The organism is Pirellulales bacterium (genome assembly GCA_036490175.1).
Classification (GTDB): domain Bacteria; phylum Planctomycetota; class Planctomycetia; order Pirellulales; family JACPPG01; genus JACPPG01.
In genome coordinates this window covers 1-18,167 of sequence record DASXEJ010000201.1, presented here as the reverse complement: position 1 = coordinate 18,167, position 18,167 = coordinate 1, and the positions used below count along the sequence as shown (strand labels likewise).

11 protein-coding genes are annotated in these 18,167 nt (G+C 61.1%); 9 read left to right on the top strand and 2 right to left on the bottom strand.

All coding sequences use genetic code 11. The features are described from left to right. Positions 1 to 180: 180 nt before the first annotated feature. Positions 181 to 1,041: a sugar phosphate isomerase/epimerase family protein gene (locus tag VGG64_14385; protein ID HEY1600793.1), complete on the bottom strand. Its 861-nt coding sequence runs from the start codon at positions 1,039 to 1,041 to the stop codon at positions 181 to 183. Positions 1,042 to 1,528: 487 nt separating this feature from the next. On the opposite strand from VGG64_14385, the gene VGG64_14380 reads away from it, so the two are divergent. The 6 genes from VGG64_14380 to VGG64_14355 all read left to right on the top strand — a co-directional run bounded on the left by VGG64_14380 (position 1,529) and on the right by VGG64_14355 (position 12,344). Beyond that, the gene (locus VGG64_14380) at positions 1,529 to 4,483 is read left to right on the top strand and encodes a protein kinase (GenBank protein ID HEY1600792.1); all 2,955 of its coding nucleotides are present in this window, start codon (positions 1,529 to 1,531) and stop codon (positions 4,481 to 4,483) included. A gap of 371 nt (positions 4,484 to 4,854) precedes the next feature. Beyond that, the gene (locus VGG64_14375; GenBank protein ID HEY1600791.1) at positions 4,855 to 5,244 is read left to right on the top strand and encodes a hypothetical protein; all 390 of its coding nucleotides are present in this window, start codon (positions 4,855 to 4,857) and stop codon (positions 5,242 to 5,244) included. 215 nt (positions 5,245 to 5,459) lie between these two features. Next, positions 5,460 to 9,542 (top strand): PVC-type heme-binding CxxCH protein, encoded by a 4,083-nt coding sequence (locus VGG64_14370; GenBank protein HEY1600790.1) that lies wholly within the window; start codon positions 5,460 to 5,462, stop codon positions 9,540 to 9,542. 34 nt (positions 9,543 to 9,576) lie between these two features. After that, positions 9,577 to 10,776, top strand: a complete 1,200-nt coding sequence (locus VGG64_14365; protein HEY1600789.1) for an iron-containing alcohol dehydrogenase — start codon at positions 9,577 to 9,579, stop codon at positions 10,774 to 10,776. Continuing rightward, positions 10,773 to 11,696, top strand: a complete 924-nt coding sequence (locus tag VGG64_14360; protein HEY1600788.1) for a PfkB family carbohydrate kinase — start codon at positions 10,773 to 10,775, stop codon at positions 11,694 to 11,696. Before VGG64_14365 ends, VGG64_14360 begins: the two co-directional genes overlap by 4 nt. Before the next feature lie 69 nt (positions 11,697 to 11,765). Then, positions 11,766 to 12,344, top strand: coding sequence for a hypothetical protein (locus VGG64_14355; protein HEY1600787.1), 579 nt, complete (start codon positions 11,766 to 11,768; stop codon positions 12,342 to 12,344). Between the two features lie 102 nt (positions 12,345 to 12,446). Here the strand turns inward: VGG64_14355 and VGG64_14350 are convergent, their stop codons facing one another. Further along, positions 12,447 to 14,537, bottom strand: a complete 2,091-nt coding sequence (locus VGG64_14350; GenBank protein ID HEY1600786.1) for a redoxin domain-containing protein — start codon at positions 14,535 to 14,537, stop codon at positions 12,447 to 12,449. A gap of 204 nt (positions 14,538 to 14,741) precedes the next feature. Here VGG64_14350 and VGG64_14345 point away from each other — a divergent pair, with 204 nt between their 5' ends. The 3 genes from VGG64_14345 to VGG64_14335 all read left to right on the top strand — a co-directional run. Further along, positions 14,742 to 15,077, top strand: a complete 336-nt coding sequence (locus tag VGG64_14345) for a hypothetical protein (GenBank protein ID HEY1600785.1) — start codon at positions 14,742 to 14,744, stop codon at positions 15,075 to 15,077. Positions 15,078 to 15,189: 112 nt separating this feature from the next. After that, the gene (locus VGG64_14340) at positions 15,190 to 17,292 is read left to right on the top strand and encodes a YgiQ family radical SAM protein (protein ID HEY1600784.1); all 2,103 of its coding nucleotides are present in this window, start codon (positions 15,190 to 15,192) and stop codon (positions 17,290 to 17,292) included. A 377-nt stretch (positions 17,293 to 17,669) separates the two neighbouring features. Continuing rightward, the coding region (locus VGG64_14335) for a hypothetical protein (GenBank protein HEY1600783.1) at positions 17,670 to 18,167 on the top strand (498 nt) is incomplete at its 3' end.

The window sequence follows — 18,167 nt, the reverse complement described above, 5'->3', positions numbered from 1 at the left end:
CTTGAGAAAAAGAACAGAAATCAATGCAGTTCTCCGAGAAAGACCATCGGCCGTAACGCCGAGCGCTGGCAAAAACGAAAAAAGCCGCGTCGACTGAGGTCAGCCGACGCGGCCTTCGAGGTTGGGTAGTTTGGGTGATTGCAAGTCGACCAGTAGCAAGACGCGAGTTAATCGCCGACGTCAGGTCGACAACTCCCCTCGGACGCGCTCCAGCAGTTTCTTGGTTGCCAGGATGCCGTCGGGCTCCGGCAGGCGGGAACCCTCGTACTCGATGCCAACCCAATTGTGGTATCCGGCATCGACGACGATCTTCATCATTTTGAGATAGTCGATTTGGGTCTCATTGCCGGCGTCGTCAAAATCGTGACTCTTGGCACTGACCGACTTGGCAAACGGCATCAGTTCGGCCACTCCTTTATATCTGTCGTATGTCTCGGTGGCTGAAACGCGGAAATTGCCAAAGTCCGGCAGGGTGCCGCAATTCGGCAAATCGACCTGCTTGATCACCGCAGCCAGCCAAGCCCCGTTGGACGATAGCCCGCCGTGGTTCTCGACAATGACATTAATCTGATGATCGCGGCCGAATTCGGCGACCCGACGCAACCCATCGGCGGCCAGTTTCATCTGCTCTTCGTAACTCCCCTTGCTGGCGGCGTTGACACGAATGGCGTGGCAACCCAGGAATTTCGCTGCTTCGACCCAAGGGTAATGGTTCTCGACCGCCTTTTTTCGTTTCACTTCGTCCGGATCGCCCAGCTGGCCCTCGCCGTCAATCATGATCAGGACGTTCTTGACCCCCGCATCGCCGGCGCGTTGCTTGAGGTCGGCCAGGTAGTCGGTGTCCTTGGCCTTATCTTTGAAGAATTGGTTGACGTATTCGACGGCCTCAATGCCGTAGTCCTTCTTTGCCGCCGCCGGGAAATCAAGGTTCTTCATCTTGCCGCCAAACAACGTCTTGTGGAGCGACCACTCGGCCAGTGAAATCTCGAAGGCGGGCTTCTTTGCATCAGCAGCGACAGCCTGTCGGCCCAGCGGTAACATCGCGGCGGCCGCGGCCGCACCGGACCGAACCAGGAATTCTCGTCGATCAGTTTCTCTGCGCATGGACTTTCCTCGTGTGACGGACGCATTTGGGCTCGAGCTTGCACGTGCGAAGGGCTCGGACTGAGAGTTCGGCCAGTATAAAAGGCCTATACCCCCTGGGCAACAAAGTTCGTGAGCTACCTACTTCGCTGGGAAAGCCTGTCTGCCTGCTGGAAATGAGCGTCCCGTAACGAGCCGAGACCACATCGCCGTCCCATTCGCATCGGCCCTGCCGTTTCTCTTTGACCGTGCCGTGCGGCGTGAACTATCATGGAAGCCGGAAACAGAGTCGTGGGATGGTCAAGTCTACCGGACGTTCGTCCGCCCCCGGCCAGGTACGCATGCCACAATGGGGCGCGTCGGCCGGGACCGCCGTCTGCCGTACGCGTGGCGGTTCGTTCACTGCCCGACACGTAACCGTATGAGCCAATCGGGATCAAGCCAGGTGCGTTTCGACTCAGCGGGGGCTCCACAGCCGCCGGGGGGAGGCTCGTCGATTGCGCCCGCCAAGACCACCTCACAGCCGGATGACATGACGGTCATTTCCGACCGGCTGCCGACCGATCCGGTAAAGATCGCTACCAGACCGCCGCAACCGTTCGAGTTGGGCAAGCTGTTGGCCGGCGACAGGCTGGGGCACTTCGAGCTGCTCGAGTACGTCGGCGGCGGCGGTATGGGGGCCGTTTTCCGCGCGCGAGACACGATGCTCGACCGCGAAGTGGCACTCAAGGTCCTCTCCCGCGCGCAGGGAGCCGACGACGAAACACGCCGACGATTTCACGTCGAGGCCCAGTCGGCCGCCCGCTTGGACCATCCGAACATCGCCCGCGTCTACTATGTAGGCGAAGACCAGGGCCTGAACTTCATCGTGTTCGAGTTCATCCGCGGCGTGAACATTCGTGAACTGGTCGAGCGCCAGGGCGCGCTGCCGCTGGGGGACGCGGTGAGTTTCACCCTGCAGATCGCCGAAGCCCTCGCGCACGCCAGCCAGCGCAGTGTCGTACATCGCGACATCAAGCCATCGAACATTATCGTTACCGAAGAGGGACGCGCGAAACTGGTCGATATGGGGTTAGCGCGGCTGCACGCCCGAACCGCCAACGACGATCTGACAGCCAGCGGTGTGACGCTGGGCACGTTCGATTACATTTCGCCAGAACAGGCCCGTGATCCGCGCATGGCGGATGTGCGCAGCGACATCTATTCGTTGGGATGCACGCTGTACTACATGCTGACGGCGCGGCCACCGTTTCCCGAGGGGACGGTGCTACAAAAGTTGTTGCAGCACCAGGCCGACGACGTTCCGGATCCTCGCCAGTTCAATCCGGCCGTGCCCGACGCGCTGGCCGAGTTGCTGCGTCGTATGCTCGCCAAAGATCCACGCCGGCGCTTTCAGGAGCCTGGCGAGCTGATCGGCGAGCTGTTGCTGCTCGCCGATCGGTTGAATCTACAGCCTTTCACCACCGGACAGTTCTGGCTGGCACCCCAGAGCGACAATCGAGCGCTCTGGGAGCGTCATCTTCCTTGGCTCTTACCCGTAGCCGCTCTGGCAATGATTGTGCTGGGACTGGAATGGTCAAGCTCCTTGTCGGTGTCCGTCGTGCCCGACGCCGAACTTTCACATTCGCGCGGCACGCCCGCGCCAATTGCCCCAGATCGTATCGCCGCCCGACGCCGTGAGACCGCCGAGCAGCCAAGCACCAAAGCTCACTCCCCAGACGCGTTGGCAACGGACGCTACGTCCGACACCACCGCCTCTGACGATAAATCAGTGAGTGTGCCGCCAAGAAATCCCGTGACACCGGCCAACGACACGGTACAGGCGCCGACCCAGGTTAATACAGAATCGGACGCCAACGTGCGCCGCGCTTCGAATATCGAACCGACGGCCGAAATACCCGCTTCGCCCGGTAAGTCAAAAACGTCGTCCCCTCCCCCCGCGGACTTGGCAGGCGCCGCGACCGTGGGTGATCCGGACACATCTTTCGGCATCACGGCCGCTCCCCAAGAACAAGCAGACCTGTCGGTCGGGTCGCCACGCGGCACGGACCGTCAGCCGGACGAAGTTCGGCAACCCGTCGAAAGCATCGCTCGACGGCCGAATTCTGAAACAACCAATGCCGACGATCCGTTGCCGGCAGTACGTCCAACGGTCGCGGCCATCCTCAGCAGCGACGGCGGCCCACCGCGGCAATTCGCCAGCCTGAAGTCTGCTTGCAGCGCGGCCAAGAACAACGATGTGATCGAACTCCGCTACAACGACGTACGGGAAGAAGACCCTATCGAGCTTTCCAACTTGAAGCTGACGATTCGGGCCGGTGAAGGATTTCAGCCCATCGTCGCGTTCCGTACCGGGCGTCTGGGAATCACCGGATTCGGCCGCAGCATGATCACCGTGGCCGGCGGCCGGCTGAGCCTGCGCGATATCGGCCTGGTTTTGGACATTCCCCGCGAGTCGACAGCTGACGGATGGTCTTTGTTCGAAACGCGCCAGCCAGAGCAGTTGCGGCTCGACGGATGCACCCTCACCATCCGCAACCCAGAAGACGGCGGAACGGGTTTCCACGGCAACGTCTCGTTCTTCGACATCAAGGCTGCGCCCGGCGTCGATACAATGATGAAGACGCCCGAGTCGCCTCCTGTTCACCCGGTGAACCTCGACCTTCAGAACTGCATCGTACGTGGCGAGGCCATTTTCGTCCGCTCGATCGACGCGCAGCCGATTGCGCTCGATTGGGAAAATGGCTTCCTGGCGATAACGGAAGCGTTCTTTCTGGCCGAGGGAACATCGACTAGCCCTCCAGCCGGCGAGCGCGTGGACATCCGGCTCAACCATCTGACGGCTATCGCCGGGGGCGGTTTGATTCGCCTAATCGCAGCCGCCGACGCGCCCCATTTGCTGAAAACAGAAGTGAACTGTGCCAATAGCTTCTTGATCACGCGCGACACGCCGCTGGTCGAGCAGCGCGGGCCTCAACGCACTGCCATGCTCGAACAACAATTCCAGTGGAGCGGCGACCGGAATTTCTGCCAGGGTTTTTCCGTATTTTGGCATCTCGTCGACCTGAACGCCGCCACGCAGCCGAGATTGATCACGGCACTGCAATGGCAATCGCAGATGGGCGCGGGTGATAAGCTCGTGGCGTCGAGCGAGCGCCCTTGGAAGCGTGCCTCGATCGAGGATCAGCCCATCGACATGTTACGGCCCGAGGATTTCGTCCTCGCCGATCGGTTGCGCGGCCCGGCCGGACCATATATTGCTAGCGACCTTGGCGAGGTAGGGTTCGAGCGCCGCAAGTTGCCGACCCTACCCCCCGATCCACCGCCCTTCGTTCGCCCGCGCGAGTCGCAACGTCGTCCGAATAATTCCAGGCCGCTGGGTCCTGGCATAGAGCCTTAGTGGAACCTTGTCCCCCGCGCCCGCACCGTTCCAATTGGGTATCAGGGATGCGCGGACGTGGCCAATACTTGACACTTCATCGCGCCGGGGTTTTACTGTTCGTGGCGGTCACAGCTGGATTGTTGCCCACCACAAAGTCTCACGTCTGCTTGATGCGGACGCGTTGACCCCCGCCTGAGACCGACCGCTGACGTGCTCACCCGAGACTGACACCTTCCGGCGCAAGTTGGGAGGACCACTGTCCAGTGGTCAGCCCTGCAGGGTGCTGCATTGCCGTCGGAAACACCCTGACAAACGAGCCGGGCATCGATTGGCCGCCAGGCCTGATGCCGACGCGTTCGTGAAACCTCGAGTAATTGGGAGAAGTGTGCATGAAGAAGATTGTTTCGACTCTCGTGATTGCGACCTTGGTGCTGGGCGTGTCATTGAACACCGCCTATGCGATCAAGCCGTTCAAGGACGAATTCGACGCCAAGTACGTCAAGGATTCAAACAATGCGGAATTCGTCGAAGCCGTGAAGAAGGCCAATTGCAATCTCTGCCACGGCAAGAACGCCGAGGGCAAGGATGACAAGAAGGTTCGCAATGCTTACGGCATGGCGCTCGACAAGCTGCTCGACAAGAAAGAGGACGCCAAGAACAAGGAAAAGATTCAAGCAGCTCTCGACACGGTAGCCGCCGAGAAATCGAATCCGGACAATCCGAATGCCCCCACGTTCGGCGAGTTGATCAAGCAGGGCAAGCTGCCCGGCGGCAACTAACGCCACGCGTTACGGCTGTTTTTCCAAGCACCGCGTCCCCACGACGCGGTGCTTTTTTGCGCGCTGGATGCATTGGACAAACAGGGGGCATAGCCCGCTTTGATGTGTTACTCTAGGTGGGCCGTGCCGTCGCCGGCGGGCCTGGCACACATCCAACCATTTGGCGCCGCAAGTCCGTCCCTATCCCTTGGCCGTTTTCCTGGACCATCGCAGCCATGACGCAGTTCACGAACCAATCGTCGGTCGCGCAACGTGTAGCCATCGTAGCTCTTTGTTTTCTGACCTTCAGTCCGCGCGCACAGGCCGCACAGCCCGAGTCGCCCGCACACCGCGGTGGACAACTGCCCGCGGATGACAAGGGGCAACCGCTGAACTTCGATTTCGAGACCGGCGATTTGCGCGATTGGCAAGCCACGGGCGAAGCGTTCCGAGGCCAACCGACCAAAGGAGATGCCGTACACGCGCGACGCGCGGATATGCGCAGCGATCACGAGGGCGATTATTGGGTAGGTACTTTCGAGGTCGCGGGAGATGGACCACAAGGCACGCTCACTTCGCGCCCGTTTAAAGTCACGCGACCCTACGCCAGCTTTCTGGTGGCGGGCGGTTCTCAACCGTCGACACGCGTCGAGATCATCGCCGCCGAGACGCGCAAACCCGTCTATCAGATTTCAGGCGACGACACCGAAAACCTCAAGGCCGTCGTCGTGGACCTATCGGCCCAAGTCGGCAAGGAGATTTTTTTGCGGCTTGTCGATGAGAACTCCGGCGGATGGGGGCATCTTAACTTTGATGACTTCTGCTTGCACGATGCCAAACCGGCGATACCGAATGTCGTCGTCCCACAGCCACTCGATGTTTATGCTCACGCGGGCCTCGACCCCCAGGAGGCTGCCCGCACGATGACCGTGCCCGAGGGTTTTCGCGTCACTCTGTTCGCCGGCGAGCCCGACGTCGAACAACCGATCGCTCAGGCCATCGATGATCGCGGCCGGTTGTGGGTGGCCGAAGCCTATTCGTATCCCATCCGTGTGCCGCGCGATCAAGCGCACGATCGATTGCTGATTTTCGAAGATACCGATGGCGACGGGCATTTCGACACGCGCAAGGTGTTCGCCGACAATTTGAATTTGGTCAGCGGATTCGAGATCGGTTTCGGCGGTGTATGGGTGGGGGCCGCTCCGGAGTTTCTTTTCATTCCCGACGCCGACGGAGACGATCACCCCGACGGCCCTCCACAGGTCCTGCTCGACGGCTGGGGATACGAAGACACACACGAGACCCTCAACACGTTTACCTGGGGACCCGATGGTTGGCTGTATGGCTGCCACGGCGTGTTCACGCATTCTCAAGTCGGCAAGCCCGGCACTCCGAAGGACCATCGCGTGCGCATCAACGCCGGCATCTGGCGCTATCATCCGACAAAACATATTTTTGAAGTCTTCGCCGAAGGGACGAGCAATCCTTGGGGGATCGACTTCAACGAGCAGGGGCAAGCCCTTTTGACCGCCTGTGTCATTCCGCACTTGTATCACGTCATTCAAGGTGGGCGTTACCAGCGCCAAGCCGGCGCGCATTTCAACCCTTACACCTACGACGATATCAAGACCATCGCCCTGCATCGGCACTGGATCGGCAATACTCCCCACTCGGGCAATAACCGCTCCGACGCGGCTGGTGGCGGGCACGCGCATGCCGGCGCGATGATTTACCTCGGGGGCGCGTGGCCCGAGAAGTATCGCGGCCAACTCTTCATGAACAACATCCACGGCGCGCGCCTAAACGTCGATCAGCTCGCGCCGCAGGGGTCGGGCTACTCCGGAGATCGCGCACCCGATTTTTTATTCGCCAACGATAGCTGGTCGCAAATCATAAACCTGCAATCCGGACCCGACGGCCAGATGTATATGATCGATTGGTACGATCGCAACCAATGCCATCACGGCAATGTTGAGGGACATGATCGATCGAATGGACGCGTTTTCAAAGTCAGTTACGGCAATGCGCCGCACCAAGCAGTCGATATTCGCAAGCTCGACGATCGTGCGCTGGTGGCGGCGCAATTGAATCGCAACGATTGGCACGTCCGGCACGCGCGGCGCGTGATTCAAGAGCGCGGGCTGAAAGATCCGGCAGCGCGAAAATCCCTCGTCGACATGGCCTTCACCCAAGTCGATGCCACGCGACGGCTGCGCGCACTGTGGGCGTTGCATGCTGGGCAGTTGCTCGACGAAGATTCGATCGCCCGCGGGCTAGCGAATGACGACGCGCTGGTGCGTGGCTGGACCGTGCAATTGGCCTGCGAGAACGGGCTGCCACCGGCCACGGTCCTGTCACAATTCAAACAGCTAGCCGCGCAAGACCCCTCCCCCGTCGTCCGACTGTACCTGGCCTCGGCCGCCGGCCGGCTGCCCCTCGCAGCCCGGTGGGAGATCGTCGCGGCTTTGGCGCGCCATGCCGAGGACGCTGGCGATCACAATTTGCCACTGATGGTTTGGTATGCGGCCGAACCACTCGCCGGCAGCGACGCGCCACGCGCCTTGGCCTTGGCTCTCGACGGAAATATTCCGCTCGTTGCTTCGTTTATGGCCCGCCGTGTTGCGTCGCAAGGAACGCCCGAGGCAATAGCCACGGTGATCGACCAAATCATCGCCCGCGACAACAAGGGCGCGCAGGCCGCGCTGGTGGCAGGGCTCTCGGACGCGCTGCGCGGACGTCGCACTGTTGATATGCCGACCGATTGGCGAAAGGCGATGGTGCGCATCAAACAAACCGGTGATCCGGCAACCGTTGCGCAAGCCATGTCATTGGCCGTGACGTTTGGTGACCCCGCGGCCATCGAAAGCATGCGTAACGTTCTGTCCGATGCGAAGGCTCCCATCGCGCAGCGGCAAAACGCTTTGACGGCTTTGCTCAAAGTGCGCGACGCACGACTGGCTCCCACGCTGCAAACGCTCGTGGGCGACCCGGCCCTGCGATCCGCAGCGTTACGCGGCCTGGCCAATTACGAAGACAACCGCACGCCGGCCGCGATCATCAACGTTTATCCGCGATTCAGCTTGGCCGAGAAGCGCGACGCGCTGGCCACGCTAACCTCACGTGCCGATTACGCGCAAGCACTGCTCGACGGAGTCGCCCACAAACAGATCGCCGCCAGCGACCTATCGGCCGACCTGGTGCGTCAGCTGCACAATTTGAAAGACGCCAAACTCTCGCAAAAGATCAGCGATGTGTGGGGCACCGTGCGCGACACCCCCGCAGACAGGGCCGAAGATATTGCCCATTACAAACAAGTGCTCGCCAAGCGCGGTCTGCCCCGCGCCGACGTCTCGCTGGGCCGCGCCGTCTTTGCCAAGACGTGCCAGCAATGTCATACGCTGTTCGGCACTGGGGGTAAGGTAGGGCCCGAGTTGACAGGCTCGAACCGGGCCAACCTCGACTATGTTCTCTCGAACGTGCTCGATTCAAGTGCGCTGGTTGGCAAGGAGTATCAAACGACGATCGTTACGACAACCGATGGCCGCGTGCTAACGGGAATTGTCCGCAGCGACGACAACGATTCCGTAACATTGGTCACTGCGAACGAGACGATCGTCGTCCCGAAGGGCGAGATCGACGAACGAACGCTCAGCCCCAAGTCGATGATGCCCGACGACCTTTGGAAGCCGCTGTCGGATCACGAAGTTCGGTCAGTCGTTTCCTATCTCGCCAGCCCCGAACAAGTGCCGGTGCTGCTCACGGCGGAAAACGCGGCAAGCTTCTTTAATGGCCGCGACCTGGTTGGCTGGCAAGGAGATCCGCAATTGTGGTCTGTCGACGACGGCGAAATCGTCGGCCGAACGCAAGGTCTCGCCCGCAACGAATTTCTGCGCAGCGAAATGGCGGCTGACGATTTCCGCCTGTCGTTTGACGTCAAACTGGTCGACAATCGAGGCAACAGTGGGGCGCAATTTCGAAGCGAAGCACTGCCCGACGGCGAAATGCGCGGCTATCAGGCCGATATTGGCGCCGGTTGGTGGGGCAAGCTGTACGAGGAAAATCGCCGCGGCCTGCTCAGCCAGGAGTCGGGCGAAAAACACGTTAAGTCGGGCGAATGGAATCACTACGAGATTGCCGCGGCCGGAAACCACATCCGTACTTGGATTAACGGGCAACCCTGCGTCGATCTAAAGGATCCTTCGGGAGTACCGCGCGGCATCTTCGCGCTGCAATTACACTCGGGCGAGGCCACCGAGGTGCGCTTCAAGAATTTGCAGCTCGAGCTGAATCCCGCCGCAGAAGCGGCCGCCGGGCAATGACGCCGCTCGTCGTACAAGGAGGTCATAGCGCAACGTGACGTCGCCAACCGATATCCTAGCCGCGGGCTACGACTTTTTCGCGCCACCACGCATCGCTTTCGGATGGGGCCGGCGGCGTGAGGTGGGCACTTTGGCGCGCTCGCTGGGAACACGCCGGGCCTTTCTCGTTACGGGCGCACGCCTCGCCGCCGGCGGCGCACCGCTCGACGAGATCCAAACCGCGCTCTCAGCAGCGGGTCTTCAGCCGATTCTGGCAGCCTCGATATCGCGCGAGCCGGAAGTGACGGATGTCGATAATGCGGTTGACTGGTTGCGTGCCCACGAGGCAAGCGCAGGGGATGTAATGATCGCCATTGGCGGCGGTTCGGTCATCGACCTGGCAAAAGCTGCCGCGGCGATCGTCACAAATTCCGCGGGCGGCAGCGTGCTCGATTATCTAGAAGGAGTCGGCCGTGGATTGCAGATAACTGTGCCGCCCGTTCCGCTAGTGGCCATGCCGACTACGGGAGGAACAGGCACCGAAGCTACCAAGAATGCAGTGATTTCGTGCTATGACCCGCCGTTTAAAAAGAGTTTGCGATCCGATCTGATGGTGCCGCGAGTAGTGCTCGTCGATCCCGAATTGGCGGTCACACTTCCCCCGTCTGCCACGGCGGCCTGTGGTATGGATGCCATTACGCAATGCATCGAAAGCTACATTTCGCGCCGCGCTAAGCCAATTGCCCGTGCCCTAGCCGCCGAAGGATTGCGTCGCGCGGTGCCGGCGCTGGCGACGGCGGTCAACGAACCGGCGAATCGACCGGCGCGCGAAGCGATGGCGCACGCCGCCCTTCTTTCCGGCATGGCGCTCGCCAACTCTGGTCTGGGTCTTGCGCACGGTGTCGCGGCGGCGCTTGGTGTTCACGCGCGCACCCGGCATGGTCTGGCTTGTGCAATTATGTTGCCTGTAGCCCTGGCGACAAATCGGCCTCATTGCGAGGCGGAGCTGGCCACCCTCGCGCGCACGATCTGGAACGAGCACTGGCCCAGCGATTCAGCGGCCGCCGACGCATTTGTCGCTCGGATCGGCATATTATGTCGCACGGTGGGAGTGCCTCAGCGATTGCGCGATATTCACGTCGCGCGCGAGCAGATTCCGGCGCTAGTAGCAGGCTCGCACGGCAACAGTCTCGACGGCAACCCTTTCGCGATCTTTGACGAACAATTGCAAACGATCTTGGAGCGCATGTGGTGATTGTCGCCGCGGGATTATCGCCGGCTTGGCAGCAGATTTTGCTGTTCGACGCGTTTACGCCCGACGCCGTCAATCGTGCGCGTCAGGCGCAATGGTGTGGCTCTGGCAAAGTCCTGAACGTCGGCATCGGTCTGGCACATCTGTCCGTGCCCAACCTAACAATTTCGCCCCTGGGCGGTCCTGCCCGGGCTGCGATCGAAGCCGAATTCCGCACGCTGGCCGCCCCACTGCGCACGATTGGCTGTGAGCAGCCTACGCGCGTTTGCACGACTATTTTGAACCGCGCGGAGGGAACGACCACCGAACTGGTCGAAAACGCTCGGCCTCTGGCACCGGTGGAGTTGGCCGAGTTTATCGGCGCCTTCACAGCCGAAACGGCCCGGGCCCGCGTTGCCGTCCTCACCGGTTCGCTACCTGCTGGAACTCCTAGCAGTTTATATCGCGATCTGCTCCGCCAAACGTCGGCACTGGCGGTAATTGATGCCCGTGGGCCGGAACTTTTGGCGGCGCTCGAAGTGCGGCCTCTGGTCGTGAAACCCAATCGAGAGGAACTCGCGCAAACCGTCGGACATGCGCTGCAGGATGACACAGCACTGCATGCAGCCATGCATAAACTGAACTCGCTGGGCGCGCAGTGGGTTGTGGTGACCAGCGGCAAAGCGGCGGTCTGGGTCAGTACGACCGACAAGCTGTATCGCCTGCTGCCACCGGCGGTGGAAGCCGTCGCGAATCCAATCGGCTGCGGCGATGCCCTAACCACCGGCCTCGCAGCCGCGCTCGCGCGCGAAGAATCTGTGATTGATGCGATCCGTTATGGCATGGCCTCGGCCGCCGATCGGCTACGTTCGCTCCTGCCGGGACGTCTCGATCCTATTCGTATCGCCACGATCGCGAAACATATACAAGCACAGGAAGTCTAGCGCGTCGCGACAAACGTAATCGAGCCGAATGTATTTGCCGTTACGAAACGATCTCGTTACGATGCCGCCATGGGCGCTTCGTTTCCAATTCGACTCCGCCCGTTACATGTTGCGCGCGGGCTATTCGTAGCCATGCTTTTAGCCGGCGTCTGTATTGCCCTGCCGGCCGATCCGGGTTTGCATCGTCGGGAAGCCGCCATTCGGAAAGCAATCGCCGAATACAGAGAGCATCGCGACATCGACGACTGGCAGGCGCGCGTCGAAATCGACGAGCGGCTCGTCGAAGAGGCCAGCGGCACGCCAGCCCGTAAATTGGCAGCAATATTGCACGCCGCGCCCGACGATCTCGAAACAGGGACTGCCGTCGCTGTATGCCTGGGCCGGGAATCACCCGACGACCTGCCGCAGACCGTCGTAGGACTGGCTGAAGAATTGCTCGCCAATCGTTTCGAGCGCGTCCGTTATCGCGCGGCCGGAGCCCTGACCAGGCGCTCGCGCCGCGGTGCGATCAGCCAGGAAATGGCGGCCGACCTGCTGTTTGCCATCGAGACCGCGCGAAACACGGAGACGTCGCAAGCCGTCGCCGAAGCCTTGTGGCTTGCCGAACGCACCCTGAAAAAAAGGCTCAGCGGCGGCGCACGTCCGTAGGCACAAGACGGTAGTCGCAACAAAACGAAACAACCGGTGTCCATTTCGTCTCGTCCGTCGGAATCAACCGCGCGCGGCAGAACCAATTGTTCTTAACGCGGGTCACCCCGGTACAACAATGGCTTTCGGCGACGCGTTCTCGGCTGGCTTGTCGTCGGCCTTCCGTGCGGGGCGTAGCGGCAATCGGCGGCCAGAATTCAGCAGCGAATTTAACGTCGCGCCATCGGTGCCAAATAGCTTGCCAGCCTCGTCGAGAATGTATTTCCGGCCCTCCGCGTCGATCGTTGACTCGTTCCACTGCTTAAAGGCGCTTTGCATCAGCACCATGCCAATCTTTTGCTCGTCGCTGCGATTTTCGGCCAGTACCTGAAATATGCCGAAGCACATCTCATCCGTGCTTCCGTTGCCGAATAGAACGCGTTGCGGCGGACTGCTGGGATTGAGCGGATTCTGCTCCGAGTTGTCGTACCGACTGGCAATATCCAGACGCGTGCCGGCCGGCAGACGCACCGGCTCGCGATACATATAACTGTTCTGCCAGTAGAAATTCCAATCCTTGATCCACACCAATGACTTCACGTCGCCATCCGGCAGCGTCGCGGTAAGCTTCATTTCCTTGCCCACAAGGTGCATGTGGGGTAGCAGCGAAATCAACGTCACGTCGATCGGCAACGTGACCGACGATTCGACGGAGTAATCGCGCGATCCGGCCGGGATGTCGATCATCAGCGACCCCAGCACCAACGGCGCACCGGCCATCTTGCGCAGTGTCGGCTTGTCGGCAAAATAAAGCGCGATCGACGATTGATCGGTCTCTTCCTTGCCGCTGGGATGCACGTGCAGCTGCAACACCAGGTCGGCCCCTTTACGAACTGGCAGCCCGATATCCTGCGGGAAGAATCGCGGCGTCATGCCTGGCGTCCACACTCCCACGATGCCGGCCACCGGAATACCGATCGATCCGGACGTGCGATATCCTGGCTCGGGCGTCTCGGCATCGCGCTTGCGTCCCACGCCCATCGTGTCGAGGAAAAGAATCGCGTGATGCACGACTGCGGCGTTGCCTGGCCGAAATTCAAAGCCTACGATCGTTTTGTCTTCGTCTAGATTCAGAGGAATGATGAAGTGTTGAAAAATGTCCGGCCCGTCGGCGGCCACGGTAAACGGAGCCGGTGCCTGCAATTCGAGGTTCGGCTTGCCCAGCCGCCATCCCGAAGCGAACTGTGGCGGCGGCGGCAGGTCGGCAGCCGGCCCCTCGGGCGCGCCCGCTTTGGCCCACGCTTCTAATAGCGAAATCTGCCGCTCGGTCAAATGCCGCTCGCCCAGGAAATCTCCATGACCTAGTTCGGCGGTCCAGGGCGGCATTTTTCCTCCCCGCGCGATTTGTGCCAGGAACTCGGCTCGCTTAGCCGCGTCAGCATGCGAAAGCAGCGCAAACGGCGCCACCTCTCCGTGCCGATGACATTCGCTACAACGGGCAAACAGGATCGGCGCGATATCGCGGTTGAACGTGGGCGGCTCCTCATTGCCATGCTTGCCTTCGACAGGGCAACCAACGGGTGTCGTCTGCGCCACTTCAACCGGCTTGTCGGCCGCGACCGCGGCAATAGCATCCGCAAACTCATGCGTTGTCGGCTGGGGGCGCTTCTTGCCCGGCTCGCCATACAAATCATTGATGCGGCCGCGATACTTCACCGCGCCATTGGCATCCAGTACGAACGCCTCGGGTACATGTGTTGGCGCGAGCAAATTACCGATCTCGCCCGAGGCATCAAACAAGACCGGGAACTCGACCTTGAACTCTTGCTGGAATTTAAGCGCGGCGGCGCGAGAGACGCTGGCGTCGGAGATGACGCCGTAGAACTTCACTGGCTGACCGGCCTGGGCCGCGGCCAAGCGATTGAGCGTGGGAACGTACTCACGGGACAGAGGGCATTCGGTCCCCAGAAACACAAGTGCGACTGCCCGATACCCGTCGCCATCGCCAATGTTGTGAGCGCGCCCCTCCAGATCCAAGGCGAACAGAAAGCGAGCTGGCGGCGCCACAGTCGCTGCGGGGTGCGCGGCAGGTTTTTCCTCAGCAGCGCGGGCCGCTTGATTAGCAATCGCTCCCCCGGCAAGGCAAGCCGCGAAAATAATTACCAATGCACGCCACTGTCTGGCTAACGAAGGCAACGCGATACCCCTTGGCATAACGACGGACTCCTGAGAAGACTGGCAACGCGTCTCAACGCGGAAGTTACCGAAGTGGCGGTTTGCAGGACGCACCAAATATCGCCGCCACGGCACATAACGTCAATCAAAAGAATGGTCCCACGTGTTGCCGAGTGTCGAGGGAATTGGCCGCGGCTGGCCCGCATTATCGCAACGTTCGGAACCGCCGGATACAATCAAAGCATGCTTGACGCTACCCCCAATACCACCGTCCGCCGCCGCTGGTTTCAGTTTGGCATGGGAACCTTGTTTCTGGTGGTAACCGCGTTTGCCATCTGGCTCGGTCTGGAGCTGCAATTCATCAGGGCGCGCCAAGCCTGGTTGCGAGATCATCCGCGCTGGGGCCTTGATCCAGCGTACTTTCAATCAGCGGTCCCCCGCTGGAGGCTATGGCTGGGGGACACCGAAGTGCATTGGATCTTCATGCCGATCGATTCCTCTGAGGACGAAATCGATCGAGCGCATCAACTCTTCCCAGAAGCCGGCTCGATATCGCTTATGCGTCCCGACGAAATGTGAGTTTCGGCGGCGAATCCATCAACTATCGGCAACTACGGCAGCGGGCTAGAATGACTGAATCGCGCCCTCCGCGCGATATCGTTCGTTTCCTCGTCGTTCGCCGGTTCGATTCATGCCAAACCAGTCCCCCGCTCGTCCGCGCCCGGCCACTTCCCCAAAAGGAAAAGGGGCGTCCGAGGCCAACTCCGCGGACGCGCGCGCGTTCAAGCCGCTGCCGATTCTCGACGCGCCTCCAGGGCCCGACTATGCCTGCACACCGCTCTCGGCCGGTCCCATGCGTGCCATGCCGACGTCGCCGCTCCCCATGTCGCGCGAAGAGATGACGGCGCGCGGATGGGACGAAGTGGACATCGTTTTCGTCACCGGTGACGCCTACGTCGATCATCCCAGCTTTGCCATGGCGCTTCTGGGGCGCCTGCTGGAGAGCGAAGGCTTTCGCGTCGGCATCGTCAGCCAGCCAGACTGGCGCAACTGCCAGGCGTGGCGGACGTTTGGCCGCCCGCGGCTGTTCTATGCCATCAGCGCCGGCAACATGGATTCGATGATCAACCACTACACCGCCAATCGCAAGGTGCGCAACGACGATGCGTACAGCCCGGGGGGTGAGATCGGTCGTCGTCCTGATCGGGCGACCTTGGCCTATTGCCAACGCGCCCGCGAGGCCTATCCGGGCGTGCCGGTCGTGGCAGGCGGAGTGGAAGCCAGCTTGCGGAGACTCGCGCACTACGACTACTGGAGCGACAAAGTACGCCGCTCGATCATTCTCGATGCCAAGGCCGACCTGTTGGTCTACGGCATGGGAGAGCGCCCTATTCTGGACATCGCGCGACGTTTGGCGGCAGGACAAAATGTCCGCGACCTGCGCGATATGCGGGGCATCGTCTACCGCCTGGGCGCGAGCGAAACCCCGCCGACCGAAAACACGATCACGCTGCCGAGCTACGAGCAAGTGGCAGTCGATAAAATTTCGTTCGCCGAGATGACGCGCATCGCGCACTTGGAAACAAATCCCCACAACGCGCGACGGCTCGTCCAATATCACGACCGCGAAGCGATCGTCGCCAATCCACCTGCCCTGCCGCTGGCGCAGTCAGAAATGGATCGCGTGTACGGACTGCCCTACACCCGCCGACCGCATCCGGCTTACGGCACTGCACGGATCCCAGCCTACGAGGTGGTAAAGGAATCGGTGCAGATCATGCGCGGCTGCTTTGGCGGCTGCACATTTTGTTCGATCACGGCCCATGAAGGACGTATCATCCAAAGCCGCAGTCAGGAATCGGTCATGTCCGAGATCCGGCAAATGGCGGCCGAACCCGAATTCTCGGGTGTGGTGAGCGACATCGGAGGTCCGACGGCCAACATGTATCAAATGCGCTGCACGCGCCCGGACGTCGAGGCCCGCTGCAGGCGCCTCAGTTGTGTCCACCCAACGATTTGCAAGCTGCTCGGCACCGACCACGGCCCCTTGGTGCAATTAATGCGCGACGCCCGCGAGGAGCCCGGTGTCCGCAAGGTGCTGGTGGCCTCGGGCATTCGCATGGATTTGGCGCGGCTCGATCCCACGTATATGAACGAGCTGGCGGCGCATCACGTGGGCGGATATCTCAAGGTCGCCCCGGAACACACGGATCCAAACGTGTTGGCCACGATGAAAAAACCCACGATCGACGATTTTTCGGCCTTCGATCGCGAGTTCAAACGTGCCAGTGCGACGGCGGGCAAGAAGCAATACCTGGTCCCCTACTTCATCGCTAGCCACCCGGCCAGCGACCTGGATTCGATGATCGAACTGGCGCTGTTCTTGAAACGAAACCACTACAAGCCAGATCAGGTGCAGGATTTTATTCCCAGCCCGTTCGACATCGCGGCTTGCATGTACCACACCGGGCTGGATCCCATGACCAAAAAGCCGGTTTACGTGGCCAAGCAGCTGCGCGACCGGCGCATGCAACGATCTCTGCTGCAATTCTTCAAGCCCGAGAACTACTTCGAAGTCCGGCGGGCGCTCGAGCAAGCGGGTCGCCAGGATCTGATCGGCGGCGGCTGCGATTGTTTGATTCCGGACACGCCCCCCAGGGCCGCGCTCGACAAACGCCGGGCCAAAGCCAATCGCGACGTGCGCGAACAGCGCGAGGGGGACCATATCCGCGGCGAGCCGGGAGCCGGCTATCGGCCTCATCGCAGTAGCTCGTCGCGTCGGCCTCGGAAATAGGTGTTGTCGCGGCCAAGCGGCGCCCCCATCTCATCAGCACACGGATGAACACGCCACCGCACCATGCACGTGGCAACAATCACTCGCGGTATGGCATTTCGGGCATCCGTACGTGGCATTTCCACAACGCCGATGCACGCAGGCCACACGCGTTCCTGAGAGCCGCGAGCGATATACCGTCCGCCAATAACGGCAAAGGCTGTGGCACGTTCGAGTTGCGTACACGAGATCGCAATGCACGGTCGCCCTGGCATGGCGGTTGCGTTCTGCCATCCTCCATCAGGCTGGTAGCCTGACGCCAAGTGCCCCATTTCTGCTCGTCTCTTTCTCTCGTTCGCCGTCCCGGGCCTTTCCGTCCTCAAATCGTGCGACTCTGTATGACCCGCATTATCGAAATCAATCGATTCGAGGACCTGTCGGCCTACCGCCAAGACTGGGACACCCTGTTGTGCCAGACACCGCTGGCGACTTTCTTTCAATCGTTCGACTGGTTGGAAGTCTATTGGCGACATTGCTCGGCCGGCCAGCGACTGCGGGTTCTGATCGTCGAAACCGACGGACGCCCTTGCGGCATTCTGCCGTTCGTCGTACGCAAAGAGCGTACGCGTCTGGGCCAGGTGCGCGTGCTAACTTATCCGCTCGACGAGTGGGGCACTTTCTTTGGACCCATTGGTCCCCAACCAGATCAGACGCTGGCCGCAGGTCTGGCGCATATCCGCAGCACCGAGCGCGATTGGGACGTGGTCGATCTGCGGGCCGTGGACGACGACCGTGCCGATCGTGGGTTGGCTCGACAGGCTTTTGCCACCGCCGAGCTGCCGGCTTTACGTGCCAGTTGGAACCAGGCGTCGGTGATCGAGTTGACGGGCACCTGG